This window comes from Bernardetia aquimarina, from assembly GCF_042180575.1.
Taxonomy (GTDB): Bacteria; Bacteroidota; Bacteroidia; order Cytophagales; family Bernardetiaceae; genus Bernardetia.
This window is the reverse complement of record NZ_CP170094.1, coordinates 3427469-3448870: the sequence shown is the minus strand read 5'-3', so window position 1 is coordinate 3448870 and position 21402 is coordinate 3427469. Positions and strand designations below refer to the sequence as shown.

At 32.8% G+C, this 21402-nt stretch carries 14 protein-coding genes; 5 read left to right on the top strand and 9 right to left on the bottom strand.

The window, feature by feature from the left end; genetic code table 11:
• Window positions 1-64: 64 nt before the first annotated feature.
• A complete protein-coding gene (locus ACE193_RS14650) occupies window positions 65-1246 on the top strand; it encodes a DUF4126 family protein (protein ID WP_375558968.1) in 1182 nt (393 codons plus the stop codon).
• Window positions 1247-1322: 76 nt separating this feature from the next.
• On the opposite strand, the gene ACE193_RS14645 is transcribed toward ACE193_RS14650, so the two are convergent.
• From ACE193_RS14645 to ACE193_RS14630, 4 genes are all read right to left on the bottom strand, one after another.
• On the bottom strand, window positions 1323-3227 hold the full coding sequence (locus ACE193_RS14645) for a M23 family metallopeptidase (protein WP_375558967.1): 1905 nt from the start codon (window positions 3225-3227) through the stop codon (window positions 1323-1325).
• 385 nt (window positions 3228-3612) lie between these two features.
• Complete coding sequence (locus ACE193_RS14640) at window positions 3613-5889, bottom strand: 7TM diverse intracellular signaling domain-containing protein (protein ID WP_375558966.1); 2277 nt, start codon at window positions 5887-5889, stop codon at window positions 3613-3615.
• 19 nt (window positions 5890-5908) lie between these two features.
• The gene (locus ACE193_RS14635; protein WP_375558965.1) at window positions 5909-7453 is read right to left on the bottom strand and encodes an FAD-binding oxidoreductase; all 1545 of its coding nucleotides are present in this window, start codon (window positions 7451-7453) and stop codon (window positions 5909-5911) included.
• 83 nt (window positions 7454-7536) lie between these two features.
• Entirely contained in the window at window positions 7537-8331 is a 795-nt protein-coding gene (locus ACE193_RS14630; protein WP_375558964.1) for a hypothetical protein, read from the bottom strand.
• A 421-nt stretch (window positions 8332-8752) separates the two neighbouring features.
• On the opposite strand from ACE193_RS14630, the gene ACE193_RS14625 reads away from it, so the two are divergent.
• The 3 genes from ACE193_RS14625 (at window position 8753) to ACE193_RS14615 (ending at window position 14203) form a co-directional block, all read left to right on the top strand.
• Window positions 8753-9250, top strand: a complete 498-nt coding sequence (locus ACE193_RS14625) for a GNAT family N-acetyltransferase (protein ID WP_375558963.1) — start codon at window positions 8753-8755, stop codon at window positions 9248-9250.
• A 255-nt stretch (window positions 9251-9505) separates the two neighbouring features.
• Window positions 9506-11212, top strand: coding sequence for a PKD domain-containing protein (locus ACE193_RS14620; protein WP_375558962.1), 1707 nt, complete (start codon window positions 9506-9508; stop codon window positions 11210-11212).
• Between the two features lie 174 nt (window positions 11213-11386).
• On the top strand, window positions 11387-14203 hold the full coding sequence (locus ACE193_RS14615) for a TonB-dependent receptor domain-containing protein (protein WP_375558961.1): 2817 nt from the start codon (window positions 11387-11389) through the stop codon (window positions 14201-14203).
• Between the two features lie 434 nt (window positions 14204-14637).
• Here the strand turns inward: ACE193_RS14615 and ACE193_RS14610 are convergent, their stop codons facing one another.
• From ACE193_RS14610 to ACE193_RS14595, 4 genes are all read right to left on the bottom strand, one after another.
• Window positions 14638-15879 carry an exonuclease SbcCD subunit D gene (locus tag ACE193_RS14610; RefSeq protein ID WP_375558960.1) on the bottom strand — a complete coding sequence of 414 codons (1242 nt, stop codon included), beginning with the start codon at window positions 15877-15879 and terminating at the stop codon, window positions 14638-14640.
• 205 nt (window positions 15880-16084) lie between these two features.
• Window positions 16085-18049, bottom strand: a complete 1965-nt coding sequence (locus ACE193_RS14605; protein WP_375558959.1) for an ABC-F family ATP-binding cassette domain-containing protein — start codon at window positions 18047-18049, stop codon at window positions 16085-16087.
• 100 nt (window positions 18050-18149) lie between these two features.
• Window positions 18150-18485: a Uma2 family endonuclease gene (locus ACE193_RS14600; RefSeq protein ID WP_375558958.1), complete on the bottom strand. Its 336-nt coding sequence runs from the start codon at window positions 18483-18485 to the stop codon at window positions 18150-18152.
• Entirely contained in the window at window positions 18430-18804 is a 375-nt protein-coding gene (locus tag ACE193_RS14595) for a Uma2 family endonuclease (RefSeq protein ID WP_375558957.1), read from the bottom strand. The genes ACE193_RS14600 and ACE193_RS14595 overlap by 56 nt, the downstream gene beginning before the upstream one ends.
• 86 nt (window positions 18805-18890) lie before the next feature.
• On the opposite strand from ACE193_RS14595, the gene lpxK reads away from it, so the two are divergent.
• Entirely contained in the window at window positions 18891-19988 is a 1098-nt protein-coding gene (gene lpxK / locus ACE193_RS14590) for a tetraacyldisaccharide 4'-kinase (RefSeq protein ID WP_375558956.1), read from the top strand.
• A 4-nt stretch (window positions 19989-19992) separates the two neighbouring features.
• Here the strand turns inward: lpxK and ACE193_RS14585 are convergent, their stop codons facing one another.
• A complete protein-coding gene (locus tag ACE193_RS14585; protein WP_375558955.1) occupies window positions 19993-21285 on the bottom strand; it encodes an OmpA family protein in 1293 nt (430 codons plus the stop codon).
• Window positions 21286-21402 lie beyond the last annotated feature (117 nt).

Below are 21402 nucleotides of genomic sequence, written 5' to 3'. Positions count from 1 at the left end.
TCTCTACAATTCATTATAATTGTATTTTCCTTCTTACCTCATACTTTACATTTCTTACTTTACTATGAGTTTAGCCGTTCTTTTACACGCCATCGGAACTATTCCACTTTTTGCTTCTCGTGCTTTTTTGCCTGCTTTTCTGACTTCATTACTTTTTAGGTTTCCCAATCTCTTCTCTTTTTCAGAAATTGATGCTCCTTCTGCTGACCTTTTTATTACAAAAACCCCAGTTATTATTGTCCTTGGTATTTTGGCTGTGCTAGAAATATTGGCAGATAAAAATACAGATATAAAAGCTCTTTGGTTACAAGCAGAACCTTTTTTGAAACCAATTATTTACTCAATAATGCTTTTGGGTGTAGTGGATAGTGATTCGGAAGCAATTATGCAAGGAATTTATCAAGCTGGGATGGGAGAATATGTCATGATTTTCTTTACGGCTGGAGCTGTTTATGGACTGACAATTTTGAGAGCTTCCATACAACAATGGCTTTTAGAGATTGATGGTGATGGCGACCTTTTTCTTAATTTTATTTTTTCTAGCATTGAAGATACATTTGTTTTCTTTGGTTTCTTTTTACTATTATTTTTTGGAATAGGAGCTGTGATTTTCTTTGGAGTTGTAGTAGGCATTCTTTATTTATGGCAACGAAAAATCAAAGCAAATGAAGAAAAACAAAAAATTACTTGTTCATCTTGTCAGCACAAAAATCCTCCTTTTGCTTTAGAATGTAGCAACTGTCATATTCCACAAAATGAAATTTATAAAATAGGTTTTTTAGGACAGAAAAAAGAAGAACAAATAAGCAATGAGACCAATGTTAGAAAAAAACATACACTAAACCTGCTGACCCAAGAACGATGTGGATATTGTGCCGAAAAAACAAATAAAAAAGTATGTCCAACGTGTAGAAAAGAGCATATTCTGAATAGTTCAGAAAATAGAAAAGCCTATATCCGATTTGTACAAAAACGCTATGCACTTTGGCTTCCTTTGAGCATCGGACTTGGTTTTATTCCAATTTTGGGAATTGCAATTGCTGTTTTGGGAGCGAATTTATATGTTTTTGCACCACTTAAAAGACAAATTCCTACAATAAAAGCAGTCGGAGTACAGATTCTGACCAAATTCTTAATTTTTTGTGTGATATTTTTTGGTTCGATAGCAGGATTTATCTTAGCACCTTTGTATTGTTCTATTCGCTTTTTTATGTGGAGAACTGCCTTTGTGAAACATTGGAAATAAAAAAAATATCAAACCGTTTTCTAAATGTTGTTGTTGGTGTCGCTATACTAAAACACCAACAACTGTTTGATTGAAATTAATAAATTGTAGTTGTATAAACCTCTTTATTTCCTGCATTATCTATTACTGTCAATACAAACTCTCCTTTCAAATCTTTCATTTGGTCAGACATTTCGGAAGAAATTGTATTCCGTTTTTTATCATAATTCATCAAAAGCCATTTTCCATCAATAGTAGCACGAAAAGAATCTATTCCTGAACGATTATCAGAAATTTTACATTTGATACTTTGTGAGTTTTTGCTAGTTACTTTGATAGTTGGTCTTTCAATATCTTCTACCAAACGGAATGTTCCCAAGTTACGTGTCTTAAACTCAAAGATATTCCCCTTCCATTTTCCACCAGCAAAACCCAAACTTTTACCATAGACAGAATAAGCATGAACTTTTGATTTGTTTTTGATAGAACTTGGGTTTTGAGGTTTTAATTTTATTGTAATTGATTTTTGAAGAGCCAAATCAGTATGATCAATTACAAAATCATCGTTATCTGAACTCTTCTCTTTTGTTTGAAAAGCTAAGTAAGTAGTATCATACAATGCACCATTTGGAAAATAAATATCGAAGTCTTTATGATAAAATGAAAAAGATGTTTTTGAAGGAACTTGTGCCATAATATTGGGATAAATTGTTGTTCCATTAGGCAAAATCAAAGAATCAGGTAACCCTATTCGTAAGTCCCAAAAAAATGTTGCTGTACTTCCCACTTCAAATTGAGGCTTGATTTTATAAGCTAAATAATCTACACAAACTTCAGCTTCTTGCTTTTGGTCAGTAGTAAGTCCATTAAATATCATATAATTTTCTTCAATTTTATAGTCATTGAGTTTCACAGGATAACTTTTAACTGCTTTTTGATTTTTATCTCCTATAATTTCAAATTCTGTATTTGATTCATTTCCATAGGCATCTGTCATTCTGATTCTGACTTGATAGGTTTTTCCATCTTCTATAAATAACTTTCCATTATTCTTGGAAGCTGCATAAAAATGTAAGCCTTCTCCACCATCAGGCACATAACATCTTCTATATCGTTTTCTTGTTTTGACATAATATTCATAATTCATATAATTATTCATGTGTCTTTGATTGGCAAATGAAATTCTATCAAAATGCGCTTTAAATGTCTGTTTTTCATTGACAAAAACTTCTATCTCATCCATTCCATAACTAAAATAAACACCATCAGCTTTATCTTTTGCATCAATTTCTAATCCTATCAAACCATAAGCTGTCATTTTTGGGATTCTAAGTCCATATTTATTTTTTCCTGTCGAATATGCTCCTACAATTTCTCTATTATATTCTCCTTTTATCATTGCATTTTTTTCTAAAGGAATAAAAGCCACTCTGTCCATAATAGGCGCAACATGGTCTTTTATTTCATCAAAGCCATAGTCCAAAGGATTCAAAGCTCGTTCTGCTTTATCACGAATTTCGAAATGTACATGAGGACCTCCAGACGAACCACTATTTCCAGAAAGAGCTACAATTTCTCCTTTTTTGACAGGAAATTGAGAGGGCGAAAGATATAAATCAACAGTAAAACTCTCTCTTTGATATTGAATTTTTCTGACATAAGCAGCAATTTCTTTATTAAACTCACTCAAATGTCCATAAAGTGTTGTTGTTCCATTTTTATGTTTAATATAAATAGCATTTCCATACCCAGTAGCTTTTACTTTTACACGAGCAACATAGCCGTCGGCTGCTGCATGAACTGGCAAACCAATTCGGTTATTAGTACGAACATCAATTCCCATGTGAAAATGGTTGGAACGTAATTCTGCCATTCCACCTGAGAGTGAGTTGGTTGTATTTGGATTAATGGGATACATATAATCTCCTCGTTTTTGGGCAAAACTAAAAGGAGAAAAGAAAAAGTAAATTATAGATGCAAGTAAAAAGTAAGTAGGCTTCAATGTAGAATAAGGAATTTTGAGGTGAAAATATAGAATGATAGTGTTTGTGTTGTTCTTTAACGCTCGGTATTATAATTTATGTATTTATCAGTCTATACTTCTTTATTAGCTGATTTGCGAACTATCTTGTCAGTACACCTTCAAGGTGTCAGACAATTTAGACCAACATAGCTGTCTGACACTCTGAAGTGTCTGACAGGAACATAAAGCAAGAATAGAATACCGAGGTCACGTTATTTAGAGAAGTGATGTGAGAATACTTTGTAAAATAAGTAAATATAAAGTTATCTATCAATCAACTTTATAGATTTGCTTTGTGTTTTGAAAAAAAATAGTGAACCCTTTGAGAGGCTCACTATTCAATCAATTATTTATAACTACAAACTTACGAAATACGCACACCAATAACAGCAATATCATCACGTTGCGCTTCTTCGCCTTTATGTTCATCAAACTTTTGTTTGATAATATTTCCTTGTTCTTTCATTGAGAGAGGTGCAATATCGTGCATTAATTTTTTGAGATTATGAGAACCAAATTTTAAATCTTTTTCATCATTTTGGTCTGCATACCCATCACTACATAAATAGAAGCTATCTCCTTCTTCCAAAATAAGCTCATTTACTTCAAAATCTCTTCTTTCTTTTTTGGAATACCCTCCTATACTTTGGCGTGTTCCTCTTATTTCTAAAAGTTCTTGTTTAGATTTTTTATAGTGATATAAAGGACGTTTTGCGCCAGAGAAAAGAATTTTGCATCCTCCATTTGGTAAATACTCTAATACACACAAACCAACATCCATTCCGTCGTCATTGGTACTATTTTCTTGTTTTAGAGCTTTTTGAATAGTAAGATGAAGCTCTGCCAAAATCTCATCTGGAGCTTCTAATTCATTTCTATCAACAAGTGCATCAAGCGCAGCCGAACCAATCATAGACATAAATGCCCCTGGTACACCGTGTCCTGTACAATCTGCCACAGCAAGATAAATTTTTCCTTTAAGGTCTGTCAGCCAATAAAAATCTCCCGAAACAATATCTTTCGGACGATAGAAGGTAAAATAATCTTTCAAGTGACTATCCATTCTTTCTTCAAAAGGCAAAATAGCATCTTGAATAGTCTGTGCATAACGCAAACTATCTGTAATACTTCTATTGGCTTCTGCAATGAGTTTATTTTGTTTTTTTACGGTTTCTACGGTAGAATATAGCTCTTCATTGGTAGTATTAAGTTCTTCATTCGTAGCCTTGACTTCTTCATTAATAGACTCTATTTCTGCCGAACGCTGCTCAATAGTATTTTTTTGCTGCTGAACCGTTTCTAGCATAGCATTGAGTTCTTCATTGGTAGAATTAAGTTCTTCATTAGAAATACTTAACTCTTCGGTAGCTTCTTTGACTTTTATTTCTAATACTTTATTCTGTTCTACTACTAATTTTTCATGTGCTATTGTTTTTTCTAATGCCTCTTTCTGTGCTTCTTCTTTTTGTCTTTTATAAACATTGATTCTATCTGCAAGAGCAAAAGATAATAATACTACTTCTATAGCAGAGCCTATAATTGCAGAGTTTTGAGTAAGTGGAGTAGAAGGTAATATTCCTAGAACTTGCGACATGAAACCTATGATTCCTACCAAATAAAGAAACCATGCTAATATAAAGAAACGAGCTATTTTTACCCCTTTAAAATAAGTGTAAAAAGATAGAAACAATAAATAAGGAGCAATAAGCAAAGAAAATATCTGGGCTAGAGGAGCACTTATAGAATATATTCCTAGAAAATTAATAATAATAGCAATTATAAAAACTCCTATCAAAACATAAGCAGTAATATATGTTTTCTTAAATTGCTTTTGCACATTCAAGAAACTCATTGCAAACAGTAACATAAATATACAAGTGAATGCAACAATAGTAGGAATATAGTAATTTATAATTGGAAAATTACCCCAAATAAACTCAAAGGCATAACCTTTAAAATTACTATACAACAACAACAAAAAACTCACATACGTTATGTATAACAAATATGTTTTATCTCTAGTAGATATAAATATAAAAAAATTGTAAAGAATCATTACTATCAAAAAACCAAAATAAATTCCATATAAAACATCATATACATGATTTGTTTCGGTAATTTTTTGATGAGTAGCTATTTTCATAGGTAGCTCAATAGGATATTCACTATTGATCTTGAAATAAAAAGTCTTGGTCTGATTCTTATTATCAAACCCAAGTGGAATGACAAAATTATTAAGTTGTACAGAACGAGCATAGAAAACTTGTTTTGCACCTAACTGTAATTTATCATAATTAGTATCAGAAGTAGGATAGAAAAAAACTAAACTATCTAGCAAAGGATTGGCAATCTCAAATAATAATTCATTATCTTTTGTACTTTTTATAGTAAACTTTCCCCAAATAGTAGAAGTTGTATTTGCAAAGTTAGGAATATCTTGTTCGACTTTTTTGAATAAAGTATCTGATTGAGCAAGAATACTCTCTAATGTATAAGAATGCTTTTTATCCTCAAAAAATGTAACTTTCCTTCCATCCAGTTCTATCAATTCAGTATCATCAGCAAAAACAACTGTGTTCTGTGAATAAATAGAATAAGAAATGAAGTAAATTAATACTGCTATTATGTATTTTAGTTTCATATATACAAAAGGTCTGAAATTATATAATATATCTATTTTTGGATAAAATATTATTTGGATCTATATTCTTTTTTAATCTCTGAAGAAAAGCTAGATTTTCTAAATTTAACTTGTTAATCAAATCCATAGACTGAATACCTAGTCTATAAGGAGCATAACCTTCTGAAATAAATGTTTCCATAATTTCGTTATGGCATTGCATGGCTCTTTCTTCTTCTCCTATTTGTTCTCTGTCATAACAAATAGCACCTGTGATGTCTATTGCTCTCTCTGAAACAAATAAAAAACCAACATTAGGTTCTAAATTATATTTCAAGCTAGTTGATTCTACAATATCTATTGCTCTTTGTACATCTTTCTGTGTTTGAGGTATAATAGGACAATACCATAATACACCACACAAGTCTTGATGAACATTTGTTTTTTGTGCAAACTTTTGAGGTTTTCTCCAATAACACATATCTAATGGTTTGTCTGAAACATAACCTCTTAGTACAGATATATCATAGAAAAAATCAACTTTTTCTTTCTCTTCATCTGTTTTAGCTTTTATTGCACTATTTTTATCGTAAAATACTAAATTTTTTGTGACACTTCCAATAGATTTCCTAATTATTTTTCTATCAGCTTTGGCATGTAGCTTACTAAGTGAATAAATCCCTCCAAAACCTATCCACTTATTTCCCACTCCAATAGATTCTCTAAGATCTTTTCTTATTTCTTCTGACCATTCTAAATCAGTTGGCTTTTGTGTGTTAAGAGCTATTAGTCTTGTATCACTAAATATTCTTAAAGAAGCCTGTATTCCTCTTAACCGTAAATCTTTCCAAATTTCTGCTATAGTTCCACATTCTTTATCAGATGCCACTTCAAAATAAAAAGTTTGGAAGAAATCAGATTTAGGTTTTAGCCAAAAAGTAAGTTTTGTAATCACTCCTAAATTAGACTGAGTAAACAAACCATCAAGACTTGCTCCTATTCCTCCTTTTGCAAGAGGTGCTATCTTATTATTTTCTTGGTAAGCATTATATCCTGTCTTTATAATTTCTCCAGTAGGCAAAACTACTTCAAAACCACAAACATTAATAAATCTATCAGCATACATTCCCATACCATGACCTCGTTCAGCTGTATTTCCTACAATACTTGCTTGTGGTGTAGAACCAATACTATCCATCATAAGATTACTGTAACTATTTTCTAAGTATTCAAAAACTTGTTGAAAAGAAACTCCAGCTTCTACAGTAATATATGCCATTTCCTCACTAAAATCTATGATTTTATTCATCTTTGATAAATCTATCAAGATACTATCTTCACTAGGAGGAAGAGATGAGCCTAAACCAATATTATTTCCCCTACTCACTACATATACAGAAGTTTTGTATAAGTTAGCATATTTGAGACATTTTGATAATTGATTTGTAGAAGTAGGATATAATACAGCTTTTATCTGTGTAGAAAATTCAAAAGTAGCTTTACGTAACAAATCACCAGTTGTTGTTGCAAGCTCTATATTTTCTTCTCCCAAAATAGATTTACATTGATTGATAAATTCTTGCATTCTGAAAAATTATTTTTAATAAAAAAAAACCTTTCACAATATACATCATGAAAGGCTAAATCAAAAATTAAATTTAAAAAGTGTTACATCATTCGTAAATCATATATAATATTAGTTTCTCTAGTAATACCAGTTTTTTCATTCTTATATTCTTCTGAAAAAAACTGTTTAGGATGACTTCTAAGCCAAAGAATGAACTCTTTTTCTTCTTGTGGCAAAGTATCTAGATTAGAAGAGTCTTCTATTTGCATCAATGTAGATACATAGTTGGTTTTAGGAGGGTAGTTAATTTCACCATGATTACCAATATCATCAACTACTTGAAACCCTAGGCTATCAAAAAAAACTTTAGTATGCTTTGGAGGCATGGCTAATAAATTTTTTATTCCAAGTTTAGAAGAAAAAACTATTACACTACGAAATAAATGAGTAGCTAGTCTTCTTTCACTAAACTTTTTATCCACCCATAAGCCACAAAGTTCCCCAAGTATATAATTATATTCATGTACACGAGAAGTAATACTAGGAATAGCAGACTCAACAGGAATAGAGTGAGAATCATCTACTTTATCTAACCTCATACTAGCACCAACCTCTCTAAATCCTGTTATGTTATTAACTTCTGTATCCATATCCTCTACAATAAATAGGTATGAACAAGAGTTCTCCCACCATTTTGATTTAGAAGAGTCAATATCTTTAGCTAAACCAAACTCTTCCAATACTTTAGTATGTTTAGCTTGACACTCTTGTGCAATTTCAGGATAATCCATTGCATGCAGCACACGAATACGCAAATTCATTTTTTGGGGAATGATAGAAGTAGGTATTGTTGTTTCTTTCTTTATCTGTTTTTGTGTAAGAGTAGCAGTTGCCATAAGAGTAAAATTTAAGGGGAAAAAAATGTTGTTTTCTTGATTAATGGGAATACAAAGGTAATGAATCTTAAAACGCTGTAAAACAAGCAGTTACAAAAACTGACATTTTCTTAGAAAAATTACATTTTAAATAACTGATTTTTTATTACTCCCATTAACAGCACTTTAAAAAAAAGTATAATTTTTAACAAAATAGTACAATTACGAGTGATTTTTAAGAAAAAAAGCCCCTTTTTTTAGGATTACACTATATTTGGCATATGTAGCAAATTACAAAAGATAATTTTTATTTGTGAGAGAAAAGAGACAAAAGTACTATTTTTGGACAAGTTTGGGTATTATTTTGAGAAAGCAACCAAACTTGGTATTTTGTATTTAACTTTGCTACAAATTCAGAATAAAACACTATTTACCAAAAAATATGAAAATTCTAGAAACAGAAAGATTACTTATAGAAGAAGCTAACTTGAATGATGCTTCTTTTTTTCTTGAATTATTAAACAGTCCCAATTGGCTAGAATTTATTGGAGACAGAAATATCAAGTCATTAGAAGATGCAAGGAAGTATGTACAAGAGTCTTTAATAGATAATTACACAAAAAATGACTTTGGGTTCTATAAAATGAGCTTAAAAAAAAGTAATGAAGCTATTGGAGCAGTTGGTTTTTTAAAACGTGATTATTTAGATTTTCCAGACATTGGATATGCTATTTTACCAAACTACGAAGGAAAAGGATATGTAAGTGAAGCTGCTCAGGCAGTTTTTGAATATGGAAAAAATAAACTGCATCTTAAAGAAATAGTAGCTTTTACGACAGAAGAAAATTTGGCTTCTCAAAAAATACTCTTAAAAATAGGTTTACACTTTATAGATAAAAGAAGTGTGGAAGGAGAAGAGATTTTATACTATTCTACTTGAATAAGTTACCTTTGAAAGTAATAATATAGCTCCTAGTAGATAACTTATAAAGCCTCTTTGTAAATTCAATGTGAATTGTTTGTTACGTAACTCAATGTTAATATTGAAGCAATTTAGTAGTAAAGATAAGATTGTTCCTTTGCAGCAAGTTAAAGAAAACGAAACAAAAAACCTTTCGAACAACTACTAAAAAAACAACTTAGAATTTGTTCTAAATTGCTCAAAATCAATTCACTAAGATTAACATTAATCAAAATGAAATTACAAAATTTCTTTCAATTAGCATTTATTTTTCTATTTGCAGCCCTTGTATTAGTAAGCTGTAAAGATGATGAAGACGACAAAAAAATGCCAGAGGCTAGTTTTACATTTAGCCCTGCAAGTCCTCAAGTTGGCGAAACAGTAACTTTTACAAACACAAGTAAAGATGCAGATTCTTATACATGGTCTGCCACAGGTGTAGCAGTTAATTCTGATCCTTTCTCTTCAACAGAAACAAGTCCAACATTTACATTTACTACTGCTGGTAGTGTTGAGGTAACTCTTACAGCTACAAACAGTGAAGGAAGTAACTCATCAACTCAAACAATCACAGTTGCAGAACAAGGCGATGGTGGTGGAGATGGAGGAGGAAACACAAACAATCCACCTGCATCTAACTATACAGCTACAACTGATGCTGCAACAGGTCTTACAGGTTTCCGTATTGCACCAAGCACAGAAGGTATTGGAGATGTGGCTGTTACTTGGACTGCAAATAATGTTTGGATTCTTGATGGTTTTATTTTTGTAAATGAGGGACAAACACTTACTATTGAAGCAGGTGCAGTAATCAAAGGTAGCACAGGACAAGGCGAAAATGCTGCTGCTTTAGTTGTTGCTCGTGGTGGTAAAGTTATCGCTGAAGGTACAGCTACTACACCTATTATTTTTACAGCAGAAGCTGATAACTTAAACGGAAATCTTGGTGCAGACGAAAGTGGTCTTTGGGGTGGTCTTATCATCTTAGGAAAAGCTGGTCTGAACTCAACTCCAGGTGAATCTGCTATTGAAGGTATCCCAACTACTGAAACTCGTGGTCTTTATGGTGGAACTGATGATGCTGATAACTCTGGTGTTTATCGTTATATTTCTGTTCGTCATGGTGGTTCTGATATTGGTGCAGGTAACGAAATCAATGGTGTTACTTTTGGTGGTGTAGGTACTGGAACAACAGTAGAATACATTGAAGTTTATGCAAACAAAGATGATGCTTTTGAGTGGTTCGGTGGAACTGTAAACGCAAAATATCTTGTTGCAGCAGCTTGTGGCGATGATAATTTTGATTACGATGAAGGTTTCCGTGGAAACGTACAATTCGGACTTATCTATCAACGTCCAGACCTTGGCGACCGTGGTGGTGAGCATGACGGTGGTACAGACCCAGAAGATGGAACTCCTTACGCTCTTCCTCAATTTTTTAATATTACCTCGGTAGGTGCTGTTGTAGCAAATGATGGAAACCGTGCGCTTACTTTCCGTGATAATGCAGGTGGAGAATATCACAATAGCGTTTTTGTAAGCTGGGGTAAAGGTATTGATATTGAATTCTTAGCAAGTGGTGAAAGTAGCTATAAGCGTTTCCAAGCTGGAGAATTAAAATTGATGAACAATACTTTTGTTGATGTTGCTGGTAATGATGCTGCTGAAATATTTGCTATTGCAACAGTAGAAGGAAAAGAACCAACAGATGCTGAGTTAGTTGCTGCTCAAGCTGATGTATTAGCTTCTTTTGCTGCAAACGGAAATACAGTAGGTACTTTAGGATTATCTCGTAGCAACCTTGTTCCTTCGGAAGCAGGTGGAGCAACTTCTACTCCTACAAATTCTTTCTTTACAAATACTTCATATAGAGGTGCATTTGCAGTAGGTTCTACACCTTGGTATGCAGGATGGACAGCGACAGAAGGATTTATTCAATAAAAAATAGCGTCTAGTACGCTGAATACTAAAAGCAGCTACTCATAAAAAGTAGCTGCTTTTATATTGTTTCAAATTGCTTTTTAACGCAATATAAAACTTCATTAAAAAAATAAGTAATTCAATCTTTGCCGTTGTTGGTGTCCTCACCAACGACAAACTAACAATAAATAAGTAATGAAAATCAATTTACTAACTCTACTTGCAAGTATATTTCTTGTATTTGCTACTTTCTCTTACTCATCAGCCCAATCTACAAAGGGTACAATCAGAGGCTCAATCAAAGATGCAGGTAATGGAGAAGAACTCATCGGAGCTACCGTCGTAATCGTAGGCACAACAACAGGTTCGGCAGCCGATTTAGATGGAAAATATTCAATTTCAGTAGAAGCAGGAACGTATGACCTTCAAGTTTCTTTTGTTTCTTATCAATCAAAAACAATCACAGGCGTAGAAGTAAAAGCAGGCGAAGTAACCGTAATTGATGCCGTTTTAGGAGAAGATACGGCTATTTTAGATGCTGTAGTAGTAAGCTCAAAAGCAGAAACAGCCTCTACAACGGCAGTTTTGGCAGCACAAAAAAAATCAGGTGTTGTACAAGACGGTCTAGCATCTGAACAAATTGCTCGTTCGGGAGATAGAGATGCAGCAGCAGCCATTACAAGAGTAACAGGCGTTTCGGTAGAAGGTGGAAAATATGTATATGTACGTGGATTAGGCGACCGTTATAGCAAAACAACTTTAAACGGAGCAAATCTTCCTAGTCTTGACCCAAATAGAAATTCAGTGCAAATGGATTTATTTCCAAGTAATTTGATTGATAATATTGTTGTTTCAAAAACATTTTCTCCAGAGCTTTCAGGCGAGTTTGCAGGTGGGAATGTAAATTTAGTTACTAAAGATTTTCCAGATAGATTTACTTTTCAATGGAACTCTTCTTTTGGTTTTAATGACCAAGCAAGTTTTAATAAAGATTTTTTGAGTTATGAAGGTGGAAAAACAGATTATTTAGGTGTTGATGATGGTACTCGTGAAATTCCATCTATTGTAGCCGATGGTCTTTCTACGGATAGAGAGCAGTTAGCAGAAGAGTCAAAATCGTTTGGAGAAGGTTTTGGGTTTGAAAACAAATCGCCTATGATGAATCAATTTCATTCGGTGGCTATTGGTAATCAGATTGATGTGTTAGGTCGTCCTTTTGGTTTTGTTACTTCACTTTCTTACCAAAGAAATTTTAATTATTTTGATGATGGAGTTACAGGACGTTATAATCTTCCAAGTGCTGATAGTGAAGAGTTGAATCCTGCTTTTGATTTGCGTAGTGAAAAAGGAACAGAAACAGTTTTGGCAGGTGCAAACCTTAATATGGCTTACAAAATTGCTCCTACAAGCAAAATTGCTTTGAATTTAATGTATAACAGAAGTTCTGATAAAGTAGCTGATTTTAGAGAAGGACGTTGGAGTGAAGAGGTTTTTGGAGAAAATAATATCTACCAAACAAATGTTCTTCAATATTTAGAGCGTTCTATCGGTTCGGCACAGCTTAAAGGAAAACATACTTTAGGAAAAAGAAATATAGAAATTGAATGGCTTTCGTCATTAGCTCAATCTACTCAAGATGAGCCAGATTTGCGTTATTTTTCAAGAGATTATATCCAAACTGGAGAAGAGCGTGTTTATAATATCAATATTGCTGCTTATCCTGCACCTTCTCGTTATTACCGTGATATGCTGGAAACAAACTGGGATAATAAAGTTGATGTTACTATTCCTTTCACAACAAAAGCTGGTGATAGCAAAATAAAATTAGGTGGTGGATATTTGATGAAAGAAAGAGATTTTAATGAGCAGCGTTATGATTATGGTCGTTTGACTGGTTTTAATGTTTTAGATGATTTTACAAGAACAGGAGATACAGATGACTTTTTGAAAGATGTTGGATTTTTAGAAAGTGGACAACGTGGAATGACTATCATAGATGCCACTCAGCTTACAAATAGCTACACAGGAACACAAGAAGTAATTTCTGCGTATGCCATGACAGATTGGAGAATTGCTGGCAAACTTCGTTCGGTAATGGGACTTCGTTACGAAGGAACAAATATTACTACAACAAGTGATAATCCAGATGTTGAAGTGGGAGAGATAGAAACAAACGATATTTTGCCTGCCTTGAATCTTATCTATGAATTGAATGATAAGGTAAATCTTCGTGCTTCGTATGGCAGAACGCTTGCTCGTCCTACTTTTAGAGAGCTTGCTCCTTTTCCTAGTTTTGACTTTATTGGAGATTTTATCTTGATTGGTAATCCAAACTTGGAGCGTACTCTTATTGATAATATTGATTTGCGTTTTGAATCGTATCCTGCTTTAGGAGAAATTATTTCAGTAAGTGCTTTTTATAAGCGTTTCCAAAATCCTATCGAAAGAGCATTTAATCCACAAGCTGCAAACGGAGAAGTTCAGTTTCGTAATGTAGATGCAGCAACGGTTATGGGATTAGAATTTGAAATCCGTAAAAGATTGAATTTTACAAAAGCATTAGAGCGTTTTAGTGTAGGTTCGAATCTTAGTATTATGTCTTCAAAAGTAGATATTGACCCTAGAGAATTAGAGCTTATTCGTGCAACTGACCCAAACCGAAAATCTACTCGTTCTATGTTTATGCAATCGCCGTATGTAGCCAATGCATTTGTTTATTATGATATTGAAGAAAAAGGAATTAGTGTCAGTACTACATTTAATGTATTTGGAAAACGTTTGGCTTATGTTACTCAAGGTGGACAACCAGATGTATTTGAAGTCGCTCGTCCTTCTTTAGATATTGCATTCAAGAAAACAATGGAAAGTGGCTGGGGCTTTAGCTTCCGTGCAAGAAACTTATTGAACCCAGAATATAAAATGGTTCAAGAATTTAAAGGACAAGAATATACGTATGGCTCATATAAAATAGGGCGTACATTCTCATTAGGAATTACTTATCTGATTGACTAATTGAAAATCTCTGATTTTTGATTTTTAAAAACTTAAAAACAGTTCTAACATTTTGTTAGAACTGTTTTTTTTTAGGTTCTTTGACAATTTTTGCACCTACTCATTTTCGTCTATCATTTGATATTTTGAGAATTGTAGGGAAAAGACACGTCTTTTCCTACCCAGTAGGAAATTTTATACTCCAAATTAAACTATAAACGGCTATTTTAGGAAAAGGCGTGCCTTTTCCCTACAAATAAAAATCACTAGATATGACAAAATGAATAACATTCAAATATCTCATAATTAGAACAAAGTGCAAAAATTGTCAGAGAACCTTTTTTTATAATAAATTTTGAACTTGTAAGATTATCTTAATGGTCTAAAAATGAGTTGAAACTTTGTGATTTGATTTTGATAAAAAGAACACTACCTAGGTCTTCACTTTTTAACCTCTATTCCTCACTTTCGCCATTTCTGACTTCTTCAAAAAGCTGCATAATTTCTTCATTTGGTTCTTGTCCATTATTTTGCTTTTTGAAAAAATCGACAAACAAATCACCAATATTTCTTGAATAATCCATTTCAGATTCAGATTCGTTATTTTTTCCTTTTATACGTGGAATAATTGTTCCTATGATGCCTCTATGAGCAGCATATAAAAGTTGTGCATCAGCAGCAGAAAGAAAATTATCTGTTTCGATAGTCAGTTCTATTAAAGAAGGTTTTGGACTATTTTGGTCTTCATTGAGCCAATTTATGGCTTCATTTACTTCTGAAAAAGTCTTTCGTTTTAATTCTTTGCAGCCTGTCAGTTCTATTTTTTCATACTTGACTGGTTCTTTTTTATTAGCAGGTTTTGCATCCAAAAGAACAACATGTTTCTTTTGAAACGCCTCTGAAAAACTATACGCCAAAAGACTTCCACTATAAACAACAGGAAAAGGCTCTCTTTGTGTAGAATGATAACGATGCAAATGTCCTAAGGCAACATACTGAACTGTTTTAGGGAAATTTTCTGTATAAATGGGCTGTGCCGAACCCACCAAAATAGATTTTTCGTCGTCTGATTCTTTGGGTTGTGTTTCGCCTTTTTTCATGACAAATAAATGTCCCATCAAAATATTGATTCCATTTTCATCAAGATAACTTTCAGCTTGCTTTTGCCAAAGGTCTTGTAAAAAATCTCTTAATTCTTGTTCTTGATTATCTAAACTAAAATAAGTTTTTAATCTTAGTTCGTTGGCATAAGGGGTAAGCAAAAGTCGCAATGGACATTCCCAAGAAAGCATCATAAGTTCTAAAAATCCCTCTTCACTTCTCAAAATTTCTAAGCCGTTTTCTAGTTTTATTTTTGGGAGTTTGTCATTTGGATAACCTAACAGAAAAATTCCTAACTCACTTCCCCAAACACTAAAATTAGCAATATATTGAGCCGAATCGTGGTTTCCTGCAATCGCCACAACAGGACGAGAACCATTTTTAGAAAGACGTTGAAGTGTCTTTAAAAATAACTGATTGGCTTCATTGGAAGGCAAAGGAATATCAAATAAATCTCCTGCAATCAAGACAACATCTACATTTTGAGCATCAGCAATCTGACAAAGTTCGTCTAAAACCTGTTTTTGTTCTTCCAAACGAGGAAAATCACCTAGTTTTTTTCCTAAATGCCAGTCTGCTGTGTGTAGAATTTTCATTTTTTTCTGTATGGTATGATGTCGTTGGTGAGGACACCAACAACGGCGAGCGATAATGTTATTTTGTAGGGAAAAGGCACGCCTTTTCCTATGATACAGTATTTTTATTCGACTGAAAAATACAAAATAGTAAAGGAAAAGGCACGCCTTTTCCCTACTCTGACATTTAATTTTCTAAATGAGTTTACAATTTACCATTCATATATTACTTCAAATCTTCTACTTCAAGCATTGCATCTTCCCATTCAGAAGTTCTTGTTTCCAAACTCTTTTTGAGAGAAGCGTGTTTTTTAGAGAGTTTTTCGGCTTTGTCTGGGTTTTCGTAAGTGCTTGGCAAGGCAAGTTCTTTCTCCAATTCTTTAATTTCTGTTTCTAACTTATTGACTTCTTTCTCTACATTTTCAAGGTTACGTTCAGTTTGACGGACTTTTCTTTGAAGTTCTTTTTGCTCTTCCTGTGAAAGATGTTGATTATTTTGTTTACTATTTTTATACTCTTCTTGTTTTGCCTGCTTTTCTTCTTTGGCTTTCTTTGCTTCTATTCCGTTTGATTTATTTTCTTTCTCTTCGGCATCTCTAAGCTGTTTCCAATACTTGAATTCGTCATACGTACCAGGGTAAACTTTAATTTTGCCCTCTTCAATCCACCAAATTTTATTTGCTATACTTTGAATAAAATGACGATTGTGAGAAACCACAATACAAGTTCCTTCATAATTATTGACAGCCTCTATCAAAATATCAACCGATTTCATGTCCAAGTGATTGGTAGGCTCATCAAGCAAAAGGAAATTTGCTTCTGAAAGCAACATTTTTGCAAGTGCAACTCTTGATTTTTCGCCACCTGAAAGAACACGTATTTTCTTAAAAATATCATCTCCAGCAAATAAGAAACAACCCAAAACAGCTCTTAATTCTGCTTCTGTTCGGTCTGCTCCTGCGCTTCTGAGTTCTTCTAACAAATCATTATCTAAGTGTAAGGCTTCTAATTGATGCTGTGCATAAAATGACTGCCTTACGTGATGTCCTTCTTTGAGTTCTCCCGAATTATAGCTTTCTGCATCTGCGAGCATTCTCAAAACAGTAGATTTTCCTTTTCCATTTGCACCAATTAAGGCAATTTTATCGCCTCTTTCTATCATGGCTTCTGCTTCATTTAAAATTTGAAGTTGTCCATAACTTTTTGATACATGGTCTAATTCGGCTACTATTTTTCCAGATGGTTTTTGGAAGGTAAAACGCATTCTCATTGTCGGAGCATCCGATTCTACAGCTTCAATTCTTTCTACTTTATCTAGTTGTTTTACTCTTGATTGTGCTTGTTTTGCCTTTGATGCTTTTGCTTTAAAACGCTCAATAAAACGTTCTGCTTCTTTTATCTTTGATTGCTGATTTTCATAGGCTTTTTGTTGCAAATCGGCTCTTAATGCTTTTTCTTCTCTATAAAAATCATAATTTCCAGAATAACGAATCAAATCTTGTCCCCAAACCTCAACAATTACATTACAGCAATTATTCAAAAAATCTTGGTCGTGAGAAACAATCATTATCGAACCTTCATAGTTGGTCAAATAACTTTCTAACCATTCAATCGAAGGCAAATCCAAGTGGTTGGTAGGCTCATCTAGCATCAAAAGTGCAGGTTTCTGCAATAATAATTTTGCAAGCATGACACGCATACGCCAACCTCCCGAAAACTGAGCCAGTGGTTTTGTAAGTTCAGCCGTTTTGAAACCCAAACCTTCCAAAATTTCTTCTGCTCTAGCTTGAATGGAATATCCTCCTAAAGTTTCAAATTCTGTTTGAAGAGTTGCAAGTTCGTCTAAAAGTTTGTCATTATATTCTGTTTCTATCTTGGATAGAATTTTATTAATACGTGCAGAAAGTTCGTTTTCACGAGTAAAAGCCTGCATTGCCACATTGATAATTGGCTCATGACTTTCATAAGAGAGTAAATCTTGATTCAGAAAACCAAGTGTACAGTCTTTAGCCTTGCTAATATCGCCTTCATCGGGCGTATATTCGCCATCGATAAGACGCAAAAGTGTAGATTTGCCAGTTCCATTGGCACCAATAAGACCGATACGTTCTTTAGGTTTAACGTGTAAAGAAGCCTCAAAATAAATAGGGCGATCGGCAAAATAAAACGAGAGATTGTTGATACTAAGCATAATCAGCAAAATTACGATAGTTTCTTGTTAAAACAAAAGGAAATGAATTTGTGTGTGTTAAATTGTCTTATGCTTTTAAGTATTGATAATTTTTCAAACTTTACTCTTTCTCTTCATCACTTTCCATCTCAAAACCCACTTTATTATATATTTTCTCTATTGGAATTTTACATTCTCCCATCAAAACATCCTCATTTTCTGAATAGGTTTTTACTTTAAAATCTCCATCTTTATCTTTTGTATAAGTAATAATTAGCTTTCTTTCGCTACTCACAATAACATATTGCTCCAAACTTTTAAGTTTGAGATAGCATTTCATTTTTTCTCCCATATCATATTCTGCTGTGCCTTTTGATAAAACTTCTACTATGATTTGGGGATTAGTAAGTGCTTCTGACCTTCCTTTTTTCTTTTCTGCAAATTCTGGTTTTTTCACAGACTACAACTATATCAGGGTAACAGTATTTTTTACATTCAGACACATAAACAAGTAAATCGTTAGTAATAACCTCACAATTTGTCTCCTCCAAACAATTTCCTAAATGTCTTGATAATCTAGTAACAAGCAGACCATGATTAAAAGTTGCACCTGCCATAGCAATAATTTTTCCTGCATGATATTCGCTTTTTGTTTCAGCTAAAAATTCTCTTTTCAAATATTCATCTTCTGAAATAAAATCAGTTTTTTTGGAATGCTCTTTTTTAGTATTCTTTGTTCTTAATCTATTTTCTCTTTCTTCCTTTGTAGTTGCCATAATCTTATCTATTTTAGTGTGTTCTATAAAAATACATTATTTTCAGAGAGTTTTAAAATTATCTATTACTTTAAATTTTCTATTTCTTGAAATACCTCCTTTTCCCTTTTGCCATTTTATACAATTTAATAACTTGTATCAGAAATTATTTTTATGATAAAAAATGGTTTGAGTCTGTGCAGCCTTCTGTTTTTACTGTTTCAGTCGGAAACTTGACCGTAGGAGGAACAGGAAAAACGCCACACATAGAATATTTGATTCGATATTTTTTAGAGAAAAATGAAAGCTCAGAAAGTTATAAACTAGCTACACTTTCAAGAGGATACAGACGAAAAACAAAAGGATTTATTTTAGCAAATCAAGAAACAACAGCTTCTGAAATAGGCGACGAACCGATGCAGTTTTATCAAAAATTTGTAGCAAATAATAAATTAGAAAAAGTAAATATTACTGTTTGTGAAAAACGAGTTTTGGGAGTGCAGAAAATTCTTGAATTATTTCCCCAAACAAAAACAATTTTGTTAGATGATGCTTTTCAACATAGAGCCATAAAACCTCATTTTTCGATTTTACTTTCTGATTATAACCGTCCTTTTTATGAAGATTTTTTGTTGCCTATGGGCAGAATTAGAGAAAATAGAAAAGGCGCAAAACGTGCAAATGTAGTTTTGGTTAGTAAATCGCCTTTAGATTTGTCAGAAGAAAAAAGAAAATCTATTCGTCAGAAAATTAATAATTACACTTCGTCGCCTGTTTTTTTTACAAGTTTTGATTATGATAAACCTATTGATTTATTGAATAATAAAGTTTTGGAATTAGACCTAAAATCGAATACTGATAAAAAATATTCTTTTGGAATCTTGACAGGAATTGCAAATTATCAACCTTTTCAAAATTATATCGAAGCTAAATTTGCTTATTTTGGAAAACTAGAAAGACATAAACATTTTCCAGACCATTATAATTATACAGAAAAAGACGTTGAATTTTTGAAAGAAGGAAATAATCAAAATTCTAGTCAAACGATTTGGTTTACAACCGAAAAAGATGCTGTCAAACTTCGTCCTTTGCTTGAGTCTTTTACAAAAGAAGAACAAAACAAGATTTCTATTTTTTATATTCCTATAAAAGTTGTCTTTTTAGATAAAAATGAAGAAAAGCTATTTCAAGCATTGATAGAATAAAAAATTATTCAATAATTCTCATTTCTACCCTACGATTTTTTTGTCTTGATGATTCATTCGTATTATCTGAAATTGGTTTTGTTCCTCCATACGCCTTTGTTTCTATTCGTTTGGCTTCTATATTATTTCTCATCAAATAGAGTTTTACGGCATCGGCTCTTTCTTGAGAAAGTTTATAATTTAGTGTTGCATCGCCTGCTGTGTCGGTATGTCCTGAAAGTTCGATTCTGACTGTTTGGTTTTCTGTCATAAACTCTACTAATTCAGAAATCCCTGTTGTATCACTAAAAATGGCTGTTGCTCTCTCAAAACCAATATGTAAACGAATAATATCACCTTTTTTGATAGAAGTAGTTCCTAATCTAAACTCTCCCTCTGGGAGTTTTTGGAGTTGAGATAATTTGACTAATCCTTGTCCATACGTTCCTGCCCAAACAGTATTATCTTTTGGGTTTTGTACTAATGTACTTACCATAGTAGAAGGAAAAGCTGAATTTTGAGGATTAAAAACAGTCCACTTATCAGATGAATAAAGAGACAAACCACTCAAAGAAGCAGCCCATAACTCATTATTATCTTTAACAGAAAGCATTGTTCGAAACTGATAATGCACATCTTTAGAAGGTTTTTGTTTTTCTTCTCCTATAAAAAACTGTGCTGTACTTTCTAGTGTCGAACTAATCAATAATTCATTATCAGAAGAAAAAGCGATTGAATTAATAGGTTGGTCTTTCAAAGAAGGATAGATTTTCAAACGGTTATCATTATCTAATGTATAAAGTCCTCGCTCTGTTGCTATCCATTTTGTATTATTTTTATCAACAACAATATCAAAAACTCGTGTAAAAGCAACTCTTTCAACACTAATCAAAAGTTTGAATTTTGAATCAATTCGAAATAAACCTTCTTCTTCCGTTCCTACCCAAATTGTTTTGTGTTGGTCTTCTTTTATACAAAGGACTGTGTTTTTATTTGATTTTGAAGGAACTTGTAAGTGCGAAAAATTACCTGTTGCATCTATTTTATAAACACCTGCACCATACGTTCCGATATATTTATCGCCATCTCTTCCGATGGTAATACACTTAATCCCATAATCTTTTAACTCAGAGTTTTTGGGTGTATAGATGGTAGAATCTTTTTCAGACCAATGCACTAATCCACCACCTGTCGCAATCCAAAGTGAATTATCCATTTTATCGAATGCTAAATCATTGATAAAATTATGAGGAATAGAAGAATTTTTTTCATTATAGGTATCAAAGTGCCAAACTGGTGTAGTTTGGGCAAAACTCAATACAAATACGAAATATAAAAACAATGACAAAACAACCTTATAAAAGGTCTTATAAAAGGAAATATGGTTATTCATCACGAAGAAGAAATTAATTATTCAGTTGATAGGAATAGGTAG